We start from the raw sequence: 19908 nt of genomic DNA on the forward strand, positions 1-19908 counted from the left end.
TTACAATGAGTAGCAATCAAAACATTAAAATAAGATTAAAGTCCTTTGATCATCGGTTGATTGACTTATCAACTCGAGAAATAGTGGAGACCGCAAAGCGTACTGGTGCACAAATACGTGGACCAATACCATTGCCGATTCGTAAGGAAAAATTTACTGTATTGACTTCACCGCATGTTAATAAAGATGCACGAGATCAATATGAATTACGTACTCATAAACGCCTGGTCGTTATCGTACATCCAACTGAAAAAACAGTAGATGCTTTGATGAAGTTGGATCTGGCTGCAGGGGTTGATGTTCAGATAAGCCTTGATGACTAATTTTAAGGTGAAGGATATTAAAGAGGTGTTACAATGATGATCGGTTTATTAGGCCGTAAAGTCGGTATGACTCGAGTCTTCATGGCAGATGGAGTGTCAGTTCCTGTTTCTGTTGTTGAAGTACATCCTAATCGAGTTTCACAGGTTAAAACAAAAACCACAGATGGATATTCTGCAATTCAGTTGACTGGTGGTGCAAAAAAGGCTGGAAAGGTAAACAAACCTTTAACAGGGCATTTTGCAAAAGCTGAGATTGAAGCAGGTGATATGCTCGTTGAATTTCTAATTGACTCTGAGGAAGAGTACACTGCTGGTCAAGTGATCTCTATCTCTGATGTTTTTACAGCGGGTCAATACGTTGACGTATCCGGTACTACTAAAGGTAAAGGTTTTGCCGGTACTGTTAAACGATACAATTTTAGAACTCAAGATGCTACACATGGTAACTCTAGATCACATCGTGTTCCTGGTTCTATTGGTCAAAACCAAACTCCTGGTCGTGTTTTTAAAGGTAAAAAGATGGCTGGGCATATGGGTAATGTTCGTTGTACAGTTCAAAGTCTTGAACTCGTACGTGTAGATGCTGAAAGAAATTTACTTCTAATAAAAGGTGCAATACCTGGCGCACCTGGTTCAAGAGTAGAAATTAAGCCTGCAGCTAAAAAGCAAGCACGAGGTGAGTGATGGAAATTACTACTATAGATACAAAATCAACATTAGCACTGAACCAAGATGTATTTGCATATGGTTACAATGAAGGCTTGATTCATCAAGCAGTTGTTGCATATATGAATAATGCTCGTAGTGGTAATAGCGCTCAAAAAACTCGCTCTGAAGTAAGAGGTGGTGGGAAAAAGCCATGGAATCAGAAGGGTACAGGTCGTGCACGTGCTGGCACGATTAGAAGCCCTCTCTGGAGAAGCGGTGGAGTAACATTTGCATCTAAAAAAAGAGATTATTCACAAAAACTTAATAAAAAAATGTACAAACGTGCATTACGTAGTATAATCTCCGAACTTTGTCGTACAGGCAACCTGTTAGTCGTCAGCGACTTTCAATGTGAAAGTAAGAAGACTAAAGATTTCATCAACAAAATGAATCAGCTAAATGTAACAAATGCTCTGATTATAATGACCGAAGTTGGTGAAAATGAATATTTTGGATCAAGAAACTTAATTGATTATGATATTTGTGACGTTACAACTGTAGATCCAGTATCCTTATTAAGATTTGAAAAGGTTGTTGTTACAGAAGCTGCAATTAAAAAAATTGAGGAACAGTTACAATGAACGCTGAAAGATTGTTGATGGTTCTACGTGAACCACATACTTCTGAAAAAGCTACTGTCATAGCGGATAAGCTTAAACAGTTTACTTTCAAAGTATTGAAAACTGCAACTAAGACTGAAATTAAAATGGCGGTAGAAAATATATTTAACGTAAAAGTTAAAAATGTATCTGTTGTTAATGTGAAGGGAAAAACAAAACGTTTCAAACAAATGAATGGAAAGCGAAGTGATTGGAAAAAAGCTTTTGTAACTCTTCACGCAGATCAAGATATTGACTTTACAGCTACCGAATAAGGCAGATTAAGATGGCACTATTAAAATCTAAACCTACATCGCCAGGAAAGCGTGGCGAGTTACGTGTGGTTCATCATCACATCCACAAAGGGAAACCTCACGCAGCTTTAGTTGAAAAACTAAAGAAAACTGGCGGAAGAAATAACCAAGGTAGAATCACTGTAAGGCATATTGGTGGTGGACAGAGAAATCAATACCGGATTATTGACTTTAAACGAAATAAAGATGGTGTTGAAGCTCGTGTTGAGCGTATTGAATATGATCCCAACAGAACAGCTCTTATTGCTTTGATTGTTTATAATGATGGCGAAAGAAGATATATTATCGCACCAGCCAATTTAAATGTTGGTGATACCGTTGTTAGTGGTGCTGATTCACCAATTAGCATTGGAAATTGCTTACCATTGAAAAACATCCCAGTTGGTACTACGATTCACTGTGTGGAAATGAAGCCCGGAAAAGGGGCACAAGTACTGAGAAGTGCTGGCGCTAGTGGTCAAATTGTTGCAAAAGAAGGTGTTTATGCAACATTAAGACTGCGTTCAGGTGAAATGCGTAAAATACATGTTTTATGCAAAGCAGTAATTGGGGAAGTTAGCAATAGCGAGCACAGTTTACGCTCTTTAGGAAAAGCAGGAGCTAAACGGTGGAGAGGTATTCGCCCAACTGTTCGTGGTGTTGCTATGAACCCAGTTGATCACCCACATGGTGGAGGTGAGGGACGTACTTCTGGTGGTCGTCATCCAGTATCACCTTGGGGAGTACCAACTAAAGGTTATAAAACCCGAAGTAATAAGCGTACTGATGATTTTATTGTCAGAAGACGCAAGAAGAAATAATTATTGAGAGGATATCAAGTGGCTCGTTCTATAAGAAAAGGTCCTTTTGTTGACCATCATTTGATTAGCAAAGTTGAAGCTGCAATCGAATCTAAATCAAAGAAACCAATTAAAACTTGGTCAAGACGTTCAACAATTGTTCCTGAAATGATTGACCTTACAATTGCAGTGCATAACGGCAAAGATCATATCCCTGTGTATATAACAGATAATATGGTCGGTCATAAATTAGGTGAGTTTGCCATGACTCGAACATTCAAAGGTCATTCTGGTGACAGAAAGGCTAAAGGCAAATAAGAGGATATGATGGAAGTTACAGCTAAATTGAAAGGTGCTCCCTTATCCGCTCAAAAGGGCAGATTGGTGGCAGACATGATACGTAATATGAAAGTATCTGGTGCACTTGATGTCCTCAAGTTTACACCAAAAAAAGGTGCTCAATTAATGCTTAAATTATTAGAGTCAGCGATAGCTAATGCTGAAAACAATAATGGAGCAGATATTGATGATTTAAAAGTGGGTATGGTTTGCGTTGATGAAGCGATGACTTTGAAACGCATTAGTCCCAGAGCTAAAGGACGTGCAAATCGAATTTGCAAACGTACCTGCCATATCACGATTAAAGTATCTGACGAGGAATAGCAATGGGACAAAAAGTTAACCCAATAGGCATTCGCCTTGGTATTATTAAAGATTGGAATTCCAAGTGGTTTGCTGGTAAAAAATACGCTGAGTTTCTAATTCAAGACATTAAATTACGTACTGAGTTGAAAAAGAAACTGATGTCAGCAGCTGTAAGTAAGATTCTTATAGAACGTCCAGCAAACAACGCGGTTGTTACAATACTTACTGCAAGACCTGGTATTATTATCGGTAAAAAAGGTGGTGGAATTGAAGCGTTGCGTGCTGAAATATCTAGCAAATTAGGTGTTCCTGTTCATCTTAACATAGAAGAAATTAAAAAGCCTGAACTGGATTCCACCCTTGTTGCTGAAAGTATCGCACAGCAGTTAGAGCAACGAGTCATGTTTAGACGTGCTATGAAGCGCGCAGTGACTGGAGCTCTAAAAGCAGGTGCCAAAGGAATCAAAATTTGTGTTAGTGGACGACTCGGTGGAGCAGAAATAGCCCGAAGTGAATGGTATCGAGAAGGACGTGTACCGTTACATACCTTTAGAGCAGATATAGATTATGGTACAGCAGAATCTAAAACTACCTACGGTATTATTGGCGTAAAAGTCTGGATCTATAAGGGTGAAGTTCTACCACAAAAGAAAAGATCAACTGACAGTGCGCAGTAAGTGAGGATTAAGAATCATGTTACAACCGAAACGAACAAAATACCGAAAACAGATGAAAGGCCGTAATAGAGGTCTAGCTTTACGAGGCAGTAACATCAGTTTTGGTGAATTTGGTTTAAAAGCGTTAGAACGTGGCCGTTTGACAGCAAGACAAATTGAAGCTGCTCGTAGAGCAATGACCCGTCATATTAAACGTGGTGGCAAGATTTGGATAAGAGTCTTTCCTGATAAGCCTATTACTCAAAAACCATTAGAAGTGAGACAAGGTAAAGGTAAAGGAAGTGTCGAATATTGGGTTGCTCAAATTCAGCCTGGCAAGGTTCTGTTTGAAATGGAAGGCGTGTCCAGAGAGCTTGCGATGGAAGCTTTTGATCTGGCTAAAGCAAAACTTCCTTTCAAAGTTATATTTGAAGAAAGGAAGGTGATGTAATGAAAAAAATTAATGAACTGCGCAGTTTGTCAATTGAAGAACTGCAAAATGAATTACTTTCATTACGTAAAGAACAGTTAAATTTACGAATGAAAAAAGCAAGTGGCTCACTAGATAAAACACATCTTATCACTATGGTGCGTAAATCAGTGGCAAGAGTTAAAACAATGTTGACTGAAAAGGCAGGTAAGTGACATGTCTAATAGTGAATCAAATGCCAGAACGTTAGTTGGAAAAGTTGTTAGTGACAAAATGGATAAAACTATAGTCGTGATGATCGAGCGCTCTGTTAAGCATCCAAAATATGGAAAAATTATCAAGCGTAGATCTAAATTTCATGCCCATGACGAAAATCAAGTATGTCAAATTGGTAATATAGTTAAGATACGTGAGTCAAGACCACTCTCTAAAACAAAAAGCTGGGTATTAGTTGAAGTAATTTCTTAATCAACACTGTTGATTTACTTTTAAAACCCTAAAAGGCCTGATATAATCAGCAACCTTTTTCTGGTCGAAATCAGAGCTGGAGAATAAAATGATCCAAATGCAGACAGTGCTCGAAGTTGCTGATAATAGCGGAGCACGTAAAGTTATGTGTATTAAAGTACTTGGTGGCTCACACCGAAGATATGCCCGTGTCGGTGATATCATTAAAGTGAGCATTAAGGACGCAATACCAAGAAGTAAAGTTAAAAAAGGTGCAGTGATGAAAGCTGTTGTTGTTAGAACAGCACAAGGTGTTCGTAGAGATGATGGATCTTTAATACGCTTTGATGGCAATGCAGCTGTACTTTTAAATAATCAAAACGAGCCTATTGGTACTCGTATTTTTGGCCCTGTTACTCGCGAGCTACGAGAGAGATTTATGAAAATAATATCTCTAGCTGCTGAAGTTTTGTGAGAAGGATTGAGATATGAAACGCATTCAAAAAGGCGACGAAGTAATTATAATCGCTGGTAAAAGCAAAGGTCATAAAGGTAAAGTGCTACGTGTGACTGAAAATGGTGTTGTAGTAGAAGGTGGAAATCTAATTAAGAAGCATGTTAAAGCAAATCCACAGAAACCAGAGCATAAAGGTGGTATTATCACTCTTGAATCACCTGTACACGTTTCAAATGTTGCTCATTACAATCCAAATACGCAGAAAGCAGATAAAGTAGGATTTAAATTTATAGAGAGTAACGGTACAAATAAGAAGGTCAGATATTTTAAGTCTGACAATGAAATAATTGACCGTGTTTGATTAGGTGATCGAAATGACAAGACTTAATGAATTATACAAAAAAGAAATTGTCCCTATGATGATGAAGCGGTTCAACTATTCCAGTGTGATGGAAGTTCCTAAATTGCTCAAAGTCACTTTGAATATGGGTGTCGGTGAGGCAGTAGGTGACAAAAAAGTAATGAATCATGCAGTTGAAGATATGACTTTAATTGCAGGACAAAAGCCAGTTGTGACAAAAGCAAGAAACTCAATTGCTGGTTTTAAAATTAGGGAAGGTTGGCCAATAGGATGCAAAGTCACGCTCCGTCGGCAGCGTATGTATGAATTTTTAGACAGATTGATTTCAATAACTTTACCTCGTGTAAGAGACTTTCGGGGTTTAAATCCTAAGTCCTTTGATGGAACTGGTAATTACAGTATGGGAATACAAGAGCAAATCGTATTTCCTGAAATTGATTACGATAAAACTGATGGTATTCGTGGTTTAGATATTTGTATCACTACAAGTGCAAAAACTAATGAAGAAGCTAAAGCTTTATTAGAGGCCTTTAACCTTCCATTGAAAGATAGAGATAAAAAATAAGGGTGAAATTGTGGCTAAAAAATCAATGCTTATGAGAGAGCTAAAACGTAGCAAACTCGTAGAAAAATACAAAAAGCGCAGAAACGAATTAAAGACGTTAATTAAATCATCAGATGATTTTCAAGTAATTATGGATAGCCAAGCTAAATTAGCTAAACTACCTATTAACTCAAATCCTGTCCGTTTTAAAACACGGTGCAAACAATGTGGTCGCCCACATGCGGTATATCGTAAATTTAGCCTTTGTAGGATTTGCTTAAGACAACAACTAATGGTTGGTAATATACCAGGCGGAAGAAAATCTAGCTGGTAATTTTAATTGGAGAACGATTGTGAGTATGCATGATCCAGTTGCTGATATGCTGACCAGAATTAGAAATGGTCAACAAGCAAAACATCAGCAAGTAACTTTAACATCTTCAAAACTGAAGGAAGAGATTGCTCGTGTTTTAAAAGAAGAAGGTTATGTTGAAGACTTCTTTGTTGAATCACTAGATAATAATCTTAAATTAATGACGATCAAACTGAAGTACTACCACGGTAGACCAGTTATCGAATTAATAAAAAGAATAAGCAGGCCTGGTTTAAGAGTTTATAAATCTTATAAAGAATTAACTTCAATACCCGGTTTTGGTGTGGCCATATTGTCTACATCCCAAGGTATAATGACCCATATCTCTGCTAAGATGAAAGGCGTTGGTGGTGAAGTCATTTGTGAAGTGGCTTAATACTTGCGAGGAATAATATGTCTAGAGTAGCAAAAGCCCCAGTAGTCCAACCAGCAAATGTAGAAATTACATTAGGTGATGGTGAGATTACTGTAAAAGGGCCAAAAGGAACACTAACCCAAAAACTAAACCGGTTAGTAAAAGTAAGTAAAAATCAAGAAGCTAATCATATTGAATTTGCTCCTGCAGCTAATGATCCTAAAGCTTGGGCTCAAGCTGGTACAGCGAGAGCGATAGTAAATAATATGGTTAAAGGTGTTACTGAAGGTTTTGTAGTGACGCTTGAGTTAGTTGGTGTAGGTTATAGAGCACAATCAAAAGAGAAATCTATCACTTTATCTTTAGGATATTCTCATCCTATAGAATACCACTTACCGCAAGGCGTTTTAGTAGAAACTCCAAGTAATACAGTAATTTTACTTAAGGGTGTTGATAAACAAATTCTGGGGCAAGTTGCTTCTGAGATACGTGCATTTCGACCACCTGAGCCATACAAAGGTAAAGGTGTAAAACTTGCTGGTGAGTATATTGTTCGTAAAGAAGCGAAGAAGAAATAAGGTTTAAGCTATGAATAAACAAAACTCACGTATTCGACGTGGATTAAAAGCAAAGGCGCTGATTCGCAAATCGGGTAGAGCAAGATTGGTAGTTTATAGAAGTGGTCTACATATCTACTCTCAAATCATTCGAGCTGATGAGCTTGGAGATAAAGTATTAGTTGCTTGTTCAACTAATGATAAAGAGATACGAGCCAGTCTAGCCGGTAAATGTAAAGTAGAGCAAGCGAACCTTGTTGGTAAATTACTAGGCAAACGTGCAAGTGAGCAAGGAATTACTGAAGTTGCGTTTGATCGTGCTGGTTATAAATATCATGGCCGAGTGAAAGCCCTTGCAGAAGGTGCGCGCGAGGCTGGATTAGATTTTTAAGGAACAACTATGGCATTCGATGAATCATCACCTAAATCAGATGGCTACCAAGAGAAATTAGTATCAGTCAATCGTACTGCTAAAGTTGTGAAAGGCGGACGAGTTTTTGGCTTTGCTGTTCTTGTTGTTGTTGGCGATGGTAAGGGTAAAGTTGGATTTGGTAGAGGTAAAGCTCGTGAAGTTCCAATTGCAATTCAAAAAGCAATGGAACAAGCAAAGAAAAACATGGTTTATATCCCACTCAGTGGCTCAACTATTTATCATGAAATCACCTGGAGCTATGGTGCTTCTAAAGTATTTATGAAACCAGCTTCTGAAGGTACAGGAATTATTGCTGGTGGTGCAATGAGAGCAGTACTTGAAGTTTTAGGTGTCCAAAACATATTAGCAAAAAATATAGGATCTACCAATCCAAGCAATATTGTACGCGCTACAATTGCAGCTTTAACTAATATTGGTACCCCTGATTATGTTGCAGCCAAGCGTGGTAAAACTGTTGAAGAAGTGATGGCGGGCTAATTATGGAAAACAAAATTAAAATTACTTTAGTTAAAAGTACTATAGGCCGAAAGCCTAAGCATATTTCTATTGTGAAGCAATTAGGTTTGGGTAAAACTAATTCCAGTGTAACTCATAATGATACTCCAGCAATACGTGGTCTTATTAACCAAGTTGATTATCTGTTGTTGGTCGAGGAGAGTGTATAATGAATTTAAATTCACTATCACCTGATCCCGGTTCACGTCGTCCCAAAAAACGATTAGGACGTGGTATAGGATCTGGGCTTGGAAAAACAAGTGGTAAAGGACATAAAGGTCAAAAAGCTAGAGCTGGTGGCTACCATAAGATTAACTTTGAAGGCGGACAAATGCCTATTCAGAGACGTTTACCTAAAATGGGTTTCAAATCACGCGTTGGTAGAACAGTAGATCAAGTTTGTTTAAGTGAGCTGGCACAATTAACTAACGATGTAATTGACTTAAACGTTTTGAAAGAAGCAGGTATTGTAAGTCGTTCTATCAAAGATGTAAAAGTAATCTTATCCGGTGAATTAACTACTGCCATAAAACTTAAAGGTTTAAGGGTCACTAAAGGAGCTCGTGCAACCATTGAAGGTTTAGGCGGCAGCGTAGAAGAGTGACTATGAAAAACCAAAAGCATAATACAAGCCAATCACGTGGTGGATTGGCTGAACTAAAATCAAGATTGTTTTTTGTTGTTTTAGGTATTTTAGTTTATCGACTAGGAGCACATATACCTGTACCAGGTCTAGATCCTGCTCGATTGGCTAATTTTTTTAATGAACAACAAAATACAATATTTGGCTTGTTCAATATGTTTTCTGGCGGAGCCTTATCACGAGTAACGGTTTTTGCCATAGGAATTATGCCGTACATTTCTGCATCGATTATTCTTCAACTTTTTACTGTAGTCTCTCCCAAGCTTGAGCAGTTAAAAAAGAAGGTGAGTCAGGAAGAAGAAAAATAAATCAATACACACGTTATCTGACGCTCGTGTTGTCTATTTTCCAATCGCTTGGAATGGCTCGATGGCTGGCTGGCCAACAAATTGCCTTGCAAGCTGACTTTTCATTTTATTTTACTGCCGTGGTTACATTAGTTACAGGAACAATGTTTCTAATGTGGTTAGGTGAGCAAATCACTGAGAAAGGTGTTGGAAATGGGATTTCACTAATTATATTTTCAGGTATCGTCTCAAGCATGCCTACTGCTATTGCTTCCGTTCTTCAGCAGGTTAAAGAAGGACAAATGCAAGCATTAACTCTGGTAATCATTGCAGTAGTTGTAGTAGTTGTGACTGGTTTTGTGGTGTTTATGGAGCGAGCCCAAAGACGAATTAGGGTAAACTATGCTCAGAGAACACAGGGCAGAAAAGTTTATGCTGCACAAACAAGCCACTTACCATTAAAGATTAATATGTCTGGTGTGATTCCACCTATTTTTGCATCGAGTATTATACTGTTGCCCGCGACTTTAGCTCAGTTTTTTTCGCATGCTAAAGGCATGGGATGGTTAGCTGATGTTGGAATGGCTTTATCCCCAGGACAACCACTCTATTTAATTGTTTATGCAGTGGCTATTATATTCTTTGCATTCTTTTATGCAGCGTTGGTATTTAACCCTAAAGATACTGCAGATAATTTAAAGAAATCTGGTGCATATATTCCTGGAATTAGACCAGGGGAACAAACTACAAAATATATTGATGCTGTGATGACTCGCTTAACGCTGGTTGGTTCAATTTATCTGGTTTTAGTTTGTCTTTTACCTCAGATTTTAATGTATACATGGCATGTCCCTTTTTATTTCGGTGGAACGTCATTGCTGATTATCGTGGTTGTTATTATGGATTTTGTAGCTCAGGTACAAGCTCATTTAATGACACAGCAATATGATTCTTTAATGAAAAAGGCTAATTTTAAAGGTACTAAATTACCTGGTCTTTTATGATCTTTATCGGAGTTAGGAATGAAAGTAAGAGCATCTGTAAAGCGAATTTGTCGCAATTGTAAGGTTATTAAAAGAAGTGGCACGATACGAGTTATTTGTAAAGATGCCAGGCATAAGCAAAAACAAGGTTAATATCTTTGCTTGATTTAATTTTATAAAAATAGTATTCTTCTGTCCCTTTCGACAGAACAAATAACGTTCGGAGAAGTTAATGGCTCGTATTGCAGGAGTAAATATACCAGATCACAAACATCTTGTGATTGCTTTAACAGCAATATATGGTATTGGTAAACCTACATCTATAAAACTATGTTCAGCAGTTGGAATCGATCCTTCAAAAAAGGTTTCAGAATTAACAGATGCTCAACTAGAGTCTTTAAGAACAGAAATTGCTAAAATAACTGTTGAAGGTGATTTACGTCGTGTTGTAACAATGAACATTAAACGACTTATGGATCTAGGATGTTATCGAGGTTTAAGACATAGAAGAGGGCTGCCTGTACATGGCCAACGTACAAAAACTAATGCACGTACAAGAAAGGGTCGCAGAAAAGGCACCACCGTTTGATATTTCATGTAGGATAGTAAGATGGCAATAACAAAGTCAAAACAACAAAAAGTACGCAAAAAGGCAAAACGTGTTGTATCAGATGGTATAGTACATGTTCATGCATCTTTTAATAATACCATAGTGACTTTCACTGATAGACAAGGTAATGCTCTTTGCTGGGCAACATCAGGTGGCTCAGGTTTTAGAGGTTCACGAAAGAGTACGCCCTACGCTGCACAGGTTGCAACTGAGCGTGCAGCTGCTGTCGCTAAAGAATATGGTATGAAATCTGTAGCTGTATTTGTTCATGGTCCTGGCCCTGGTCGAGAGTCCACTATTCGTGAATTAATATCTCAGGATTTCAAAATTGTTGAAATAACCGATGTTACTGGTATCCCTCATAATGGGTGTAAGCCACCTAAGAAACGTCGTGTATAAGACTCAGGAGTAATTAATGGCTAGATATCTTGGTCCAAAATGTAAATTATCACGTCGCGAGGGGTGTGATTTATTACTGAAAAGTGGTGTTCGTGATCACAAATCAAAATGTAAATCAGAGAAGTTACCTGGGCAACATGGTGATAAGAAACCACGTCTAAACAACTATGGTTTGCAGCTTAGAGAAAAACAAAAAATTAGAAGATTTTATGGTGTTCTTGAAAAGCAATTTCGTGGTTATTATAAAATGGCTGCACGTATGAAGGGTGCTACAGGCGAAAACCTGATGACTCTTCTCGAGAGACGTTTGGATAATGTCGTTTATCGTATGGGTTTTGCAAGCACTCGTGCAGAAGCACGTCAGTTAGTAACTCATAAGGCCATATTAGTTAATGATAAAATAGTTAACGTACCATCTTATTTAATAAAGCCTGGTGATGTTATATCTGTGAGACAAAGAGCAAAAAATCAAGGCCGCATTCAAGCTGCTTTAGCTTTGTCTGAGCAAAGAGTACCATGTGATTGGCTTACTGTAGATACTTCTTCATTTAAAGGAACTTTTTCTACAGCGCCGACGTTAACTGACTTATCTTCAGACTACAACGTAAACTTGGTTGTAGAACTTTACTCTAAGTAAGCTCGGAGAAATAGCTGAATGTATACTGAAATCAATGAAATGTTGACACCTAATGTTCTTAAGGTACAGGCTGAATCGCCCTTTAAAGCTAAAATAGTTTTAGAGCCTTTGGAGCGCGGCTTTGGTCATACTCTCGGCAATGCTTTGAGACGTATATTATTGTCTTCTATGCCTGGCAGTGTAATTACGGAAGCTTCAATTGAAGGTGTTCTTCACGAGTACAGCACAATTGAAGGTGTACAAGAAGATGTTGTCGATATACTACTGAATCTTAAATTGGTTGCAATTAAAATGACGGTAGGGGAAGAGGCTATAATATCTCTTAATAAGCAAGGTCCTTGTCAAGTTACTGCTGGTGATATTCAATTATCTCATGGACTTGAAGTGATTAACCCTGATCTTGTTATTGCTAATTTGAACGAAAAGGGCAAATTAAATATGACAATGAAGGTTGAAAGAGGGATTGGTTTCCATAGTACGGATTCATTTATTAAACATTTTGATGATGAAGTAGAGCGAAAGTCTGTTGGCAAGCTCAAAATTGATAACAGCTTCTCACCAGTTAAAAAAGTAGCGTATTATGTTGATAGTGCTCGTGTTGAGAATCGTACTGATTTGGATAAGTTGACTATTGAATTAGAAACCAACGGGACTATTGATTCAGAAGAAGCAATCCGTATTTCAGCTAGCATTTTACAACGGCAGTTACATGCTTTTGTTGATATGAGATTTGAAGAGTCACGATCAGATCAGAAGGAACGTAATGATTTCGATCCTATTCTTTTACGTTCTGTTGATGATCTAGAATTAACTGTTCGCTCAGCGAACTGTTTAAAGGCAGAGAATATTCATTATATAGGCGATCTGGTACAACGAACTGAAAATGAACTTTTAAAAACTCCTAATCTTGGTAAAAAATCTTTAACTGAAATTAAGGATGTTTTGGCTTCCCGTTCATTATCGCTTGGTATGAAGCTTGAGAATTGGCCGCCAGCTAATCTTGGCGAATAAAGTTTAGGAGTTTTGTTATGCGTCACCGTAATTCAGGCCGTCGTTTTGGCCGTACAAGTAGCCATAGAAAGGCTATGTTTGCAAATATGTGTTGCTCGTTAATTGAGCATGAATTGATAAAGACTACTTTGCCTAAGGCAAAGGATCTTCGTCGGTACATAGAGCCTTTAATCACTGTATCTAAAGTTGATTCAGTGGCAACCCGTAGACATGCATTTGATATATTAAGATCAAAATCTGCAGTAGGTAAGTTATTTACTGATTTAGGTCCACGTTTTGTAAAACGCCCAGGCGGTTATATACGAATTATTAAATGTGGTTTCAGAGATGGTGATAATGCACCTATGGCGATTGTTGAGTTATTAGACAGACCAGTTGTTAGTACTGATGCTGAAGAATAATATAACTGCTATTTTGTGTTTTAAAATACCCGCCTTATGCGGGTTTTTTATATTTTTTAATTTATTTTACACTAAAGCTTATTATATCTGATTTTCTAGCCACTTTTCTTTATGGAACTGATACTCTAATTATTAATTGCGCCAACTAGGGCTACAGGCGTAATAAGTTGCTCATGATCAATTTTAGCGGCTTTCGTGAAGTATATCTATGTAAACTGCCCTTATTTATAAGGGCAGAAAATATTTATGAACACAGTTGTTATTTAAGATAGAAATTAGAATGGTACATCATCATCTAATTGATCAAAAGCATCATGCGGAACTTGTTGCGCAGGTTGTTGTTTTGCAAAATTTTGATTGGTTGGTGTAAATTGAGCCTGTGAGTTATCATCAAAACTTGAAGATGCTCCCACTTTGTTATCTAACATTTGTATGTCGTTAGCTACAATTTCCGTAGTATATCTATCTTGTCCTTGTTGATCTTGCCATTTTCTGGTTCTTAAGCTGCCTTCAACATAAAGCTTTGAGCCTTTGCGAACATATTCGCCAGCAATTTCTCCTAAGCGATTAAAACAAACCACCCGATGCCATTCGGTTCTTTCTTGTTTTTCTCCAGTGCTTTTATCTTTCCATGCCTCACTAGTAGCAATTGAAAGTGTAGTCACTGCATTACCGTTAGGTAAATATCGTACGTCAGGATCAACACCTACGTTACCAATGAGTATCACTTTATTTATTCCACGTGCCATTCATTTTCTCCTGTATGCGAAAGTTAGGAGGAGAGTATACCTTAATTTATATAGGGCTTGCACTGGAATTGAATCAGGCTTTTCAAGGTTAGCGCCTAAGATATTCGATGTATCTATCATAGTAATATACATCTTAGATACGCCCAATACTCGTTTATTTCATTATATCTATTGACTCTCACGGTACGTGATAGCTTAGAATCAGTTCTGGGGAGAAATTGAATGAAATTTTATCAAATCAAACAAATTAGCCAAATGACTGCGTTAACAATCAGGTCATTACAATATTATGATGATATTGGTCTCTTAAAACCAGCTAAGCGTACGGCAAGTGGTTATCGTTTATATTCGGAGCAGGATCTCATTCGCTTACAACAGATCACTACCTTAAAATTCCTTGGCTTTTCGTTATCAACGATAAGAAAGATTATTGAGAATCCAAATTTTGATGTTATTGCTTCTGTAATTATTCAAGCTCGTGAGCTTAAGGAAAAGGCAGCGCGCATTAATGAAGCTGCATCCTTATTAAACTATATTTCCAGCCAAATGGCAATGAATCAACCGGTAAACTGGAAAAGCACTGCCAAAATTATAGAAATATTGGAGTTAAATAACATGAATGATCTTGTTTTAAAAAAATATAAAACCCTGGAAGAAGAATCAGAATTAGGAAGAAAATCAAGCTACGATGATGCCTACAATCCTAATCGATTATATCCTATTGCAAGGGCTGGAAAGCGGCAAGAAATTGGTATAAATCCCTCCCAACTCCCTTTTTACGGATTTGATTGTTGGAATCATTACGAAGTATCTTGGCTTAATGCCAAGGGAAAACCTATGGTTGCAATTGCTGAATTATATTATGACTGCAGTTCACCTTATTTAATCGAATCTAAGTCATTAAAACTATATTTTAATTCATTTAATAATACTCGCATTCCAAATGCGAATGAGTTGCAAAATATTGTCAAAAGAGATTTACAAGAACGAATAGGGGCTGAAGTTTGGGTAAATATTTATCTTTTAGATAATGTAAAACAGTTTGCAATTCAACCTTCATTTATGGGTGAATGTATAGATGAACTTGATGTCGAGTGCTCTGTATATCTCGTAGAGCCTTCATTTCTTTCAGTGAGTGATGAAACTATTGAAGAAACTTTATACTCTAATTTGCTTAAATCAAATTGTTTAGTAACAAACCAACCTGATTGGGGCAGCATACAAATTAGTTATAGAGGAAAAAAAATTAATCGTGAAGGGCTGTTGCAATATCTTGTTTCCTTTAGAAACCATAATGAATTTCACGAGCAATGTATCGAGCGAATTTTTGTAGATATTATGAACCGTTGTCAGCCTGAATTATTGACAGTTTATGGACGATATACCCGACGTGGCGGTTTGGATATTAATCCTTATCGGTCCACTGAAAAGAACTTGTTTTTAGGAAAAAATATACGCCTGCCCCGTCAATAATGTCATTTTTAATTTAGGATTTAGCCAGGAGTATTTAAATCCTAAATTATTCTAAATAAAAATTTACAGAACCTCGCCTTTATTAACTCAACCATTTAACCTATTAATAAAATAAATGTTTAATATTTTATTAATGTTCATAGATTATAATTATGCCAGATTGACTAAATATGTTGTTATATGAAAATATTGTATATCCCCTTTACTTTTGAAGACTCCCTATTTGATCTAGAAGCCAAAGCCAGTAAATGGCGTAAAGATTATGAATCTAAAGAAAAGGAAGTCGTCGTGGTCTATCATGACAGCAATGAAATTGTCCAAAGTGAACAAGTTCAAACAGCCTTGAAGGAAGGTAATTGTCAGATTTATATTTTAAGTCATGGTATTAATACCCCTGATTTGATTGTAGGGAATCAAACTAAAGAAGATGAAAATTATAAGGAGTTGACCATAGAAGAAGTTGCTAGAAATTTTAAAAGTGATGTAGTGATAGAAGGATTTAGTAATAGTAATATTGTAAAGTTATTTTTTTGTGATGAATATGCAAAAAAAAATAAACCACGCCTAATGGCAGAACAATTTCGTACGGAACTTGGCGAATCCCATCAATCCATGGAAATAAAGTATTATAGTGACGTCAGCATAGGCTTGCCTGGTACTGGTACAGATGGTTTATTAAGCTCTAAAGGTGCTGTAAGAGCATTTCAGATGAAGAGTGATTTATTTTGCTTTAACTTCTCGGGTGTGGTTGGGCGCGCACGGGCTTTTCGACAAGGATTGGATGTCGTAGAAGACACTTCAACAAAATACGACTTTTTTACAAGTGTTCCTAAGGCAGTGAAATATCCTAAATTTTCTCATCCTATGTTACATCATTTAGCCCGCGAATTAGTAAAAATGATTCAAAATGATAAGTTCTTTTCAAAAAACCAATCCATGATTATTGATGAATTGCTTAGGAGTTTGCCGCTTGATATTTCGGATTATTTAGTAGACTCAATTACTATCAGCGGGAAAAATATGAAGTTTGAAATGCTGATCAATAAATCTCGCCTTGAAGAGTTTTTAATAAAATCAGGCGTCATAATTGAAGATAAGCCTATCACTTCACCATCAAAAAGTACCCAATCGAAACACGGATGGATTGATGAAACCGATTATCTGGGGGCACTTGATACTTCATTTACAGCATTTAATGGAGCCAGTTCTTTTGCTTTGACTGATTATGAGGAAATGCTTGACAGTCAAGAGCCTTTAGAGCTTAAATTAAGTCTAATATGAGTATATTTTGGATTGATGATGATTTATTTATACATTCCATTTAAGCGAAACGAAGGGAATACAAAATTAATCAAACACGCGAATCAATGGAACAAAACAGCATATGAGGGACATGCTGTGTCTTGTACTGTTTTAAGCGCTGATGATAAATTCCACATCCCGCAAAACTCTAAAAATTGCAAAATCTATATATTAGCCTATGAGGCAGATGGTATGACTGGGATGTTAGCGTCTGTGCCAAATTCGGTTTCATGTAAAACCATTGATGCCAAGGAATTAGTAGAACGCTTATTAGAATCACAGCTACCTGAGGTTGAACCTGTAGAAATTAAATTGTGCATTAGACAAAATGTAGAGAATGACCGTTCATTGATATCTTCCGAATTAATTAGAAACCATTTGTTAAATGAACATTATAAAAATCCGAAATTATCAATTCATGTTCAATGTTCGACAGAACCTTTTCCAGGGGAAACGAGCAAACTGGCATATCGCACATTAACAGGTACTATTCCTTTGTTTTTTAAGGAGGATAAGGAAATAATAGTTAATACAGAGTATCCTGTGTTTGCAGCAAGGGCTCCTGAGCTCGAAGAGGAAAACAGTGTTAGGAACGTCCATTCGATGAAGTCATAAGAATGTTCTCTGCACTGCCTGCAATATAATGCTTTTTGTCAATACGTAAATAGATAGCCTCTTCTTCTTGGACTAATGCAGCTTCAATAATTCCTTGAGTATTTAACAATCGCGCAAGTATATCTTCTTTTTTCTCAGGCCAAGGATAATGGAGAATAAGCGTTGAAATAGAGAGATTAGGTTTCATAGCGCTGGCGATAATTAACCATAAAAGCGCTAAAACTCCATTGGTTATAAAAATACCTTGGCTACCATTCCATTGGAATAACAGGCCAGCAAAAGCACCCCCTAAAAAAAGTCCGAGAAATTGACTTGTAGAATATATTCCCATGGCAGTCCCTTTGCTTTTAGGATTGGCCTGTTTAGAGATAAGCGATGGTAATGCAGCTTCAAGGATATTAAATGCAATAAAATAAGTTAGCATCATGAGACATAAGCCAAGCCAATTTTGGAGCGTATAGAGAAACAATAATTGGGTTGCTGCGATGACAAAAACGGAGGAAAGAAACACGCCTTTCATTTTTTTTCTTTTTTCAGCAAGCACAATAAAGGGGATCATGAGGATGAAGGAAAGCAACATAATAGGCAAATAAAAATGCCACTGCTGGGTTAAATGGCCTTGTTCTACTTGCTTTTTTAAGATAAAAGGAATCACAAAAAATGTAGATGTAAGAATAAAATGTTGGCAGAAAATGCCAAAATTAAGACGTTGTAGTTGTTCATTAAAAATAACGTGCTTTAAGAGAGCAGGATTAGTCTCGCTATCAACATGAAAGCGCTCTTTCAGTGGTTTAGGGATGACACAGTGAAGCAGAATGATACCGAATAGGGATAACAAGGTAGTAAGGTAAAAAATTCCTGCTAAGCCAAAATGAGAGGTGAGTATTGGGCTCACTACCATTGCTAGACTAAATGAAGTGCCTATGGTCATGCCAATAACTGCCATTGCTTTAGTTCGTTGTTCCTCAGGAGTTAAATCTGCAAGTAGCGCAATGAGCACACTGCCAATTGCTCCAGTTCCTTGGAGCGCTCGTGCAACAATCATCCCATAAATAGAATGAGTTAATGCTCCAATGAGACTGCCACAAGCAAATAAAAGCAAGCCTGTTGTGATTATTGGTTTTCTACCCAATTTATCGGAAAGCATGCCAAAAGGTATTTGCAGTAATCCTTGCGCAAGACCATATATTCCAAAGGCAAAACCTATCAACGCAGGTGTTGAACCTTGCAAATCTTCCGCATAAATACTAAATACAGGGATTAGGAAAAATAAACCTAACATCCGAAAGGAAAAAATTGCTGCAATAGGGAATACAGTATTAGTCCAAGATAGCTTCATTCAATAATATGCATATAATCTAATCGTGTGCCGATAGTACAAAGTTAGCACTCTAGAAACAAGATATTTAAAAATTTAATGCTCTAAACATTGCTTTATCGAAGAATACGCACGAAAATGTAGGTTTTTTAGTTATCCATCTAATGGTGTTAACTTAACCAATTGTACAAATTTTTGTAAATTAGAAATTGAGGAATGCTATGAGTTTAGTTTTTGCAGATAAAGTAGGATTAATTACTGGCGGTGCTCGAGGCATCGGTAAGGCAACTGCATTAAAGTTAGCTCAAGCAGGGAGCAATATTGCGGTGGTTTATTATAATAGTTCTGATGAAGCCCAGGCATTGGTGGAAGAAATACAGGCTATGGGCCGTAAAGCAATTGCTTTACAAGCGAATGTAGCGGATCATCAGTCTGTAAAAGAAATGTTTGTTCAATTTAAAGAGCATTTTAACCGGCTTGATTTTTTAGTTAGTAATGCTGCTAGTGGTGTTTTAAAATCAGCCCTTAAAATGTCTACTAAACATTGGCGCTGGTGTTTGGAGACTAATGCCCTGGCGTTAAATCATCTGGCTGTTGAAGGACGTTCATTGATGCCTAAAGGTGGACGCATTATTGCTTTATCAAGTCTTGGTGCTCATCGAGCAATTCCTAATTATGCCTTTATTGGAGCATCTAAAGCTGCTCTTGAAGCTTTAGTACGATCTTTAAGTCTTGAGTTAGCAGTTGATGGAATTACTGTGAATACTGTTTCGGCCGGAGTGGTGGATACGGATGCATTGAAGCATTTTCCTAATAGAGAACAATTACTGGATGAATACCAAGCCCATTCTTTATCAGATAGGCCTTTAACAACACAAGATGTGGCTAATGCTATTTATCTATTGTGTTTGCCAGAAGCGGCAATGATAAATGGACATACTTTATTTGTTGATGCAGGATATAGTCGAGTTGGTTAATATCCCATCTTTTTTATGCTTTATGCC

The 19908-nt window shown here is 37.1% G+C and carries 33 protein-coding genes and 2 pseudogenes; 33 read left to right on the top strand and 2 right to left on the bottom strand.

What is annotated here, in order from left to right:
- Positions 1-5 precede the first annotated feature (5 nt).
- The 28 genes and pseudogenes from rpsJ (at position 6) to rplQ (ending at position 13447) form a co-directional block, all read left to right on the top strand.
- Complete coding sequence (gene rpsJ, locus EL220_RS02290) at positions 6-323, top strand: 30S ribosomal protein S10 (RefSeq protein WP_003633094.1); 318 nt, start codon at positions 6-8, stop codon at positions 321-323.
- A 33-nt stretch (positions 324-356) separates the two neighbouring features.
- Positions 357-1007: a 50S ribosomal protein L3 gene (gene rplC, locus EL220_RS02295; RefSeq protein WP_058390693.1), complete on the top strand. Its 651-nt coding sequence runs from the start codon at positions 357-359 to the stop codon at positions 1005-1007.
- On the top strand, positions 1007-1612 hold the full coding sequence (rplD, locus tag EL220_RS02300) for a 50S ribosomal protein L4 (RefSeq protein ID WP_027272067.1): 606 nt from the start codon (positions 1007-1009) through the stop codon (positions 1610-1612). The genes rplC and rplD overlap by 1 nt, the downstream gene beginning before the upstream one ends.
- Positions 1609-1905, top strand: coding sequence for a 50S ribosomal protein L23 (gene rplW / locus EL220_RS02305; RefSeq protein WP_027272068.1), 297 nt, complete (start codon positions 1609-1611; stop codon positions 1903-1905). The genes rplD and rplW overlap by 4 nt, the downstream gene beginning before the upstream one ends.
- An 11-nt stretch (positions 1906-1916) precedes the next feature.
- The gene (gene rplB, locus EL220_RS02310) at positions 1917-2744 is read left to right on the top strand and encodes a 50S ribosomal protein L2 (RefSeq protein WP_027272069.1); all 828 of its coding nucleotides are present in this window, start codon (positions 1917-1919) and stop codon (positions 2742-2744) included.
- 18 nt (positions 2745-2762) lie between these two features.
- Entirely contained in the window at positions 2763-3041 is a 279-nt protein-coding gene (gene rpsS / locus EL220_RS02315; protein ID WP_003633088.1) for a 30S ribosomal protein S19, read from the top strand.
- 9 nt (positions 3042-3050) lie between these two features.
- A complete protein-coding gene (gene rplV, locus EL220_RS02320; protein WP_003633087.1) occupies positions 3051-3386 on the top strand; it encodes a 50S ribosomal protein L22 in 336 nt (111 codons plus the stop codon).
- A gap of 2 nt (positions 3387-3388) precedes the next feature.
- Positions 3389-4045 carry a 30S ribosomal protein S3 gene (gene rpsC, locus EL220_RS02325; RefSeq protein WP_027272070.1) on the top strand — a complete coding sequence of 219 codons (657 nt, stop codon included), beginning with the start codon at positions 3389-3391 and terminating at the stop codon, positions 4043-4045.
- 16 nt (positions 4046-4061) lie between these two features.
- Positions 4062-4475, top strand: a complete 414-nt coding sequence (rplP, locus tag EL220_RS02330; protein WP_003633085.1) for a 50S ribosomal protein L16 — start codon at positions 4062-4064, stop codon at positions 4473-4475.
- Entirely contained in the window at positions 4475-4669 is a 195-nt protein-coding gene (gene rpmC / locus EL220_RS02335) for a 50S ribosomal protein L29 (protein ID WP_027272071.1), read from the top strand. Before rplP ends, rpmC begins: the two co-directional genes overlap by 1 nt.
- Position 4670: 1 nt before the next feature.
- Positions 4671-4922 (top strand): 30S ribosomal protein S17, encoded by a 252-nt coding sequence (gene rpsQ, locus EL220_RS02340; RefSeq protein ID WP_027272072.1) that lies wholly within the window; start codon positions 4671-4673, stop codon positions 4920-4922.
- Between the two features lie 88 nt (positions 4923-5010).
- The gene (gene rplN, locus EL220_RS02345; protein WP_003633077.1) at positions 5011-5376 is read left to right on the top strand and encodes a 50S ribosomal protein L14; all 366 of its coding nucleotides are present in this window, start codon (positions 5011-5013) and stop codon (positions 5374-5376) included.
- Positions 5377-5389: 13 nt separating this feature from the next.
- Positions 5390-5719: a 50S ribosomal protein L24 gene (gene rplX, locus EL220_RS02350; RefSeq protein WP_027272073.1), complete on the top strand. Its 330-nt coding sequence runs from the start codon at positions 5390-5392 to the stop codon at positions 5717-5719.
- 13 nt (positions 5720-5732) lie between these two features.
- Positions 5733-6284, top strand: coding sequence for a 50S ribosomal protein L5 (gene rplE, locus EL220_RS02355; protein ID WP_027272074.1), 552 nt, complete (start codon positions 5733-5735; stop codon positions 6282-6284).
- 10 nt (positions 6285-6294) lie between these two features.
- Positions 6295-6597 (top strand): 30S ribosomal protein S14, encoded by a 303-nt coding sequence (rpsN, locus tag EL220_RS02360; RefSeq protein ID WP_027272075.1) that lies wholly within the window; start codon positions 6295-6297, stop codon positions 6595-6597.
- A 25-nt stretch (positions 6598-6622) separates the two neighbouring features.
- On the top strand, positions 6623-7012 hold the full coding sequence (gene rpsH / locus EL220_RS02365) for a 30S ribosomal protein S8 (RefSeq protein WP_197718826.1): 390 nt from the start codon (positions 6623-6625) through the stop codon (positions 7010-7012).
- Between the two features lie 17 nt (positions 7013-7029).
- Positions 7030-7569: a 50S ribosomal protein L6 gene (rplF, locus tag EL220_RS02370; RefSeq protein WP_027272077.1), complete on the top strand. Its 540-nt coding sequence runs from the start codon at positions 7030-7032 to the stop codon at positions 7567-7569.
- 10 nt (positions 7570-7579) lie between these two features.
- Entirely contained in the window at positions 7580-7939 is a 360-nt protein-coding gene (gene rplR, locus EL220_RS02375; RefSeq protein ID WP_027272078.1) for a 50S ribosomal protein L18, read from the top strand.
- 9 nt (positions 7940-7948) lie between these two features.
- A complete protein-coding gene (gene rpsE, locus EL220_RS02380) occupies positions 7949-8458 on the top strand; it encodes a 30S ribosomal protein S5 (RefSeq protein ID WP_027272079.1) in 510 nt (169 codons plus the stop codon).
- Between the two features lie 2 nt (positions 8459-8460).
- A complete protein-coding gene (gene rpmD, locus EL220_RS02385; RefSeq protein ID WP_027272080.1) occupies positions 8461-8646 on the top strand; it encodes a 50S ribosomal protein L30 in 186 nt (61 codons plus the stop codon).
- Complete coding sequence (rplO, locus tag EL220_RS02390; RefSeq protein ID WP_027272081.1) at positions 8646-9080, top strand: 50S ribosomal protein L15; 435 nt, start codon at positions 8646-8648, stop codon at positions 9078-9080. Before rpmD ends, rplO begins: the two co-directional genes overlap by 1 nt.
- Positions 9081-9082: 2 nt before the next feature.
- Positions 9083-10410, top strand: a pseudogene (gene secY / locus EL220_RS02395) (preprotein translocase subunit SecY).
- 18 nt (positions 10411-10428) lie between these two features.
- Positions 10429-10542, top strand: a complete 114-nt coding sequence (rpmJ, locus tag EL220_RS02400; RefSeq protein WP_012978806.1) for a 50S ribosomal protein L36 — start codon at positions 10429-10431, stop codon at positions 10540-10542.
- A gap of 79 nt (positions 10543-10621) precedes the next feature.
- Complete coding sequence (gene rpsM / locus EL220_RS02405; protein ID WP_003633056.1) at positions 10622-10978, top strand: 30S ribosomal protein S13; 357 nt, start codon at positions 10622-10624, stop codon at positions 10976-10978.
- Positions 10979-10999: 21 nt separating this feature from the next.
- Positions 11000-11398, top strand: coding sequence for a 30S ribosomal protein S11 (gene rpsK, locus EL220_RS02410; protein ID WP_003633055.1), 399 nt, complete (start codon positions 11000-11002; stop codon positions 11396-11398).
- Between the two features lie 16 nt (positions 11399-11414).
- Entirely contained in the window at positions 11415-12035 is a 621-nt protein-coding gene (gene rpsD, locus EL220_RS02415) for a 30S ribosomal protein S4 (protein WP_003633050.1), read from the top strand.
- A gap of 18 nt (positions 12036-12053) precedes the next feature.
- Positions 12054-13046 carry a DNA-directed RNA polymerase subunit alpha gene (locus EL220_RS02420; RefSeq protein ID WP_027272083.1) on the top strand — a complete coding sequence of 331 codons (993 nt, stop codon included), beginning with the start codon at positions 12054-12056 and terminating at the stop codon, positions 13044-13046.
- 17 nt (positions 13047-13063) lie between these two features.
- Positions 13064-13447 (top strand): 50S ribosomal protein L17, encoded by a 384-nt coding sequence (rplQ, locus tag EL220_RS02425; RefSeq protein WP_027272084.1) that lies wholly within the window; start codon positions 13064-13066, stop codon positions 13445-13447.
- Between the two features lie 275 nt (positions 13448-13722).
- Here rplQ and ssb read toward each other — a convergent pair whose 3' ends face one another.
- Positions 13723-14196 (bottom strand): single-stranded DNA-binding protein, encoded by a 474-nt coding sequence (ssb, locus tag EL220_RS02430; protein WP_027272085.1) that lies wholly within the window; start codon positions 14194-14196, stop codon positions 13723-13725.
- Between the two features lie 255 nt (positions 14197-14451).
- Here ssb and EL220_RS18480 point away from each other — a divergent pair.
- From EL220_RS18480 to EL220_RS02445, 4 genes and pseudogenes are all read left to right on the top strand, one after another.
- Positions 14452-14571 (top strand): annotated as a pseudogene (locus tag EL220_RS18480) (MerR family DNA-binding transcriptional regulator); the annotation flags it as partial.
- Between the two features lie 240 nt (positions 14572-14811).
- Positions 14812-15669 (top strand): NADPH-dependent 7-cyano-7-deazaguanine reductase QueF, encoded by an 858-nt coding sequence (queF, locus tag EL220_RS02435; protein WP_027272086.1) that lies wholly within the window; start codon positions 14812-14814, stop codon positions 15667-15669.
- A 180-nt stretch (positions 15670-15849) separates the two neighbouring features.
- A complete protein-coding gene (locus tag EL220_RS02440; RefSeq protein WP_035906468.1) occupies positions 15850-16950 on the top strand; it encodes a hypothetical protein in 1101 nt (366 codons plus the stop codon).
- A 15-nt stretch (positions 16951-16965) separates the two neighbouring features.
- Positions 16966-17586: a hypothetical protein gene (locus EL220_RS02445; RefSeq protein ID WP_232002580.1), complete on the top strand. Its 621-nt coding sequence runs from the start codon at positions 16966-16968 to the stop codon at positions 17584-17586.
- Here the strand turns inward: EL220_RS02445 and EL220_RS02450 are convergent.
- Positions 17558-18925 (bottom strand): MFS transporter, encoded by a 1368-nt coding sequence (locus EL220_RS02450; protein WP_027272089.1) that lies wholly within the window; start codon positions 18923-18925, stop codon positions 17558-17560. The genes EL220_RS02445 and EL220_RS02450 overlap by 29 nt on opposite strands.
- Positions 18926-19125: 200 nt before the next feature.
- On the opposite strand from EL220_RS02450, the gene fabL reads away from it, so the two are divergent.
- On the top strand, positions 19126-19881 hold the full coding sequence (fabL, locus tag EL220_RS02455; protein WP_027272090.1) for an enoyl-[acyl-carrier-protein] reductase FabL: 756 nt from the start codon (positions 19126-19128) through the stop codon (positions 19879-19881).
- Positions 19882-19908: the final 27 nt, after the last annotated feature.

The organism is Legionella sainthelensi, from assembly GCF_900637685.1.
Taxonomy (GTDB): Bacteria; Pseudomonadota; Gammaproteobacteria; order Legionellales; family Legionellaceae; genus Legionella; species Legionella sainthelensi.

Bases quoted from the DNA above. Each gene is read 5' to 3' on its own strand.
- rpsJ (WP_003633094.1), top strand. From the start codon at position 6: ATGAGTAGCAATCAAAACATTAAAATAAGATTAAAGTCCTTTGATCAT.
- rplC (WP_058390693.1), top strand. From the start codon at position 357: ATGATGATCGGTTTATTAGGCCGTAAAGTCGGTATGACTCGAGTCTTC.
- rplD (WP_027272067.1), top strand. From the start codon at position 1,007: ATGGAAATTACTACTATAGATACAAAATCAACATTAGCACTGAACCAA.
- rplW (WP_027272068.1), top strand. From the start codon at position 1,609: ATGAACGCTGAAAGATTGTTGATGGTTCTACGTGAACCACATACTTCT.
- rplB (WP_027272069.1), top strand. From the start codon at position 1,917: ATGGCACTATTAAAATCTAAACCTACATCGCCAGGAAAGCGTGGCGAG.
- rplV (WP_003633087.1), top strand. From the start codon at position 3,051: ATGGAAGTTACAGCTAAATTGAAAGGTGCTCCCTTATCCGCTCAAAAG.
- rpsC (WP_027272070.1), top strand. From the start codon at position 3,389: ATGGGACAAAAAGTTAACCCAATAGGCATTCGCCTTGGTATTATTAAA.
- rplP (WP_003633085.1), top strand. From the start codon at position 4,062: ATGTTACAACCGAAACGAACAAAATACCGAAAACAGATGAAAGGCCGT.
- rpmC (WP_027272071.1), top strand. From the start codon at position 4,475: ATGAAAAAAATTAATGAACTGCGCAGTTTGTCAATTGAAGAACTGCAA.
- rpsQ (WP_027272072.1), top strand. From the start codon at position 4,671: ATGTCTAATAGTGAATCAAATGCCAGAACGTTAGTTGGAAAAGTTGTT.
- rplN (WP_003633077.1), top strand. From the start codon at position 5,011: ATGATCCAAATGCAGACAGTGCTCGAAGTTGCTGATAATAGCGGAGCA.
- rplX (WP_027272073.1), top strand. From the start codon at position 5,390: ATGAAACGCATTCAAAAAGGCGACGAAGTAATTATAATCGCTGGTAAA.
- rplE (WP_027272074.1), top strand. From the start codon at position 5,733: ATGACAAGACTTAATGAATTATACAAAAAAGAAATTGTCCCTATGATG.
- rpsH (WP_197718826.1), top strand. From the start codon at position 6,623: ATGCATGATCCAGTTGCTGATATGCTGACCAGAATTAGAAATGGTCAA.
- rplF (WP_027272077.1), top strand. From the start codon at position 7,030: ATGTCTAGAGTAGCAAAAGCCCCAGTAGTCCAACCAGCAAATGTAGAA.
- rplR (WP_027272078.1), top strand. From the start codon at position 7,580: ATGAATAAACAAAACTCACGTATTCGACGTGGATTAAAAGCAAAGGCG.
- rpsE (WP_027272079.1), top strand. From the start codon at position 7,949: ATGGCATTCGATGAATCATCACCTAAATCAGATGGCTACCAAGAGAAA.
- rpmD (WP_027272080.1), top strand. From the start codon at position 8,461: ATGGAAAACAAAATTAAAATTACTTTAGTTAAAAGTACTATAGGCCGA.
- rplO (WP_027272081.1), top strand. From the start codon at position 8,646: ATGAATTTAAATTCACTATCACCTGATCCCGGTTCACGTCGTCCCAAA.
- rpmJ (WP_012978806.1), top strand. From the start codon at position 10,429: ATGAAAGTAAGAGCATCTGTAAAGCGAATTTGTCGCAATTGTAAGGTT.
- rpsM (WP_003633056.1), top strand. From the start codon at position 10,622: ATGGCTCGTATTGCAGGAGTAAATATACCAGATCACAAACATCTTGTG.
- rpsK (WP_003633055.1), top strand. From the start codon at position 11,000: ATGGCAATAACAAAGTCAAAACAACAAAAAGTACGCAAAAAGGCAAAA.
- rpsD (WP_003633050.1), top strand. From the start codon at position 11,415: ATGGCTAGATATCTTGGTCCAAAATGTAAATTATCACGTCGCGAGGGG.
- EL220_RS02420 (WP_027272083.1), top strand. From the start codon at position 12,054: ATGTATACTGAAATCAATGAAATGTTGACACCTAATGTTCTTAAGGTA.
- rplQ (WP_027272084.1), top strand. From the start codon at position 13,064: ATGCGTCACCGTAATTCAGGCCGTCGTTTTGGCCGTACAAGTAGCCAT.
- ssb (WP_027272085.1), bottom strand. From the start codon at position 14,196: ATGGCACGTGGAATAAATAAAGTGATACTCATTGGTAACGTAGGTGTT.
- queF (WP_027272086.1), top strand. From the start codon at position 14,812: ATGAATGATCTTGTTTTAAAAAAATATAAAACCCTGGAAGAAGAATCA.
- EL220_RS02440 (WP_035906468.1), top strand. From the start codon at position 15,850: ATGAAAATATTGTATATCCCCTTTACTTTTGAAGACTCCCTATTTGAT.
- EL220_RS02445 (WP_232002580.1), top strand. From the start codon at position 16,966: ATGATGATTTATTTATACATTCCATTTAAGCGAAACGAAGGGAATACA.
- EL220_RS02450 (WP_027272089.1), bottom strand. From the start codon at position 18,925: ATGAAGCTATCTTGGACTAATACTGTATTCCCTATTGCAGCAATTTTT.
- fabL (WP_027272090.1), top strand. From the start codon at position 19,126: ATGAGTTTAGTTTTTGCAGATAAAGTAGGATTAATTACTGGCGGTGCT.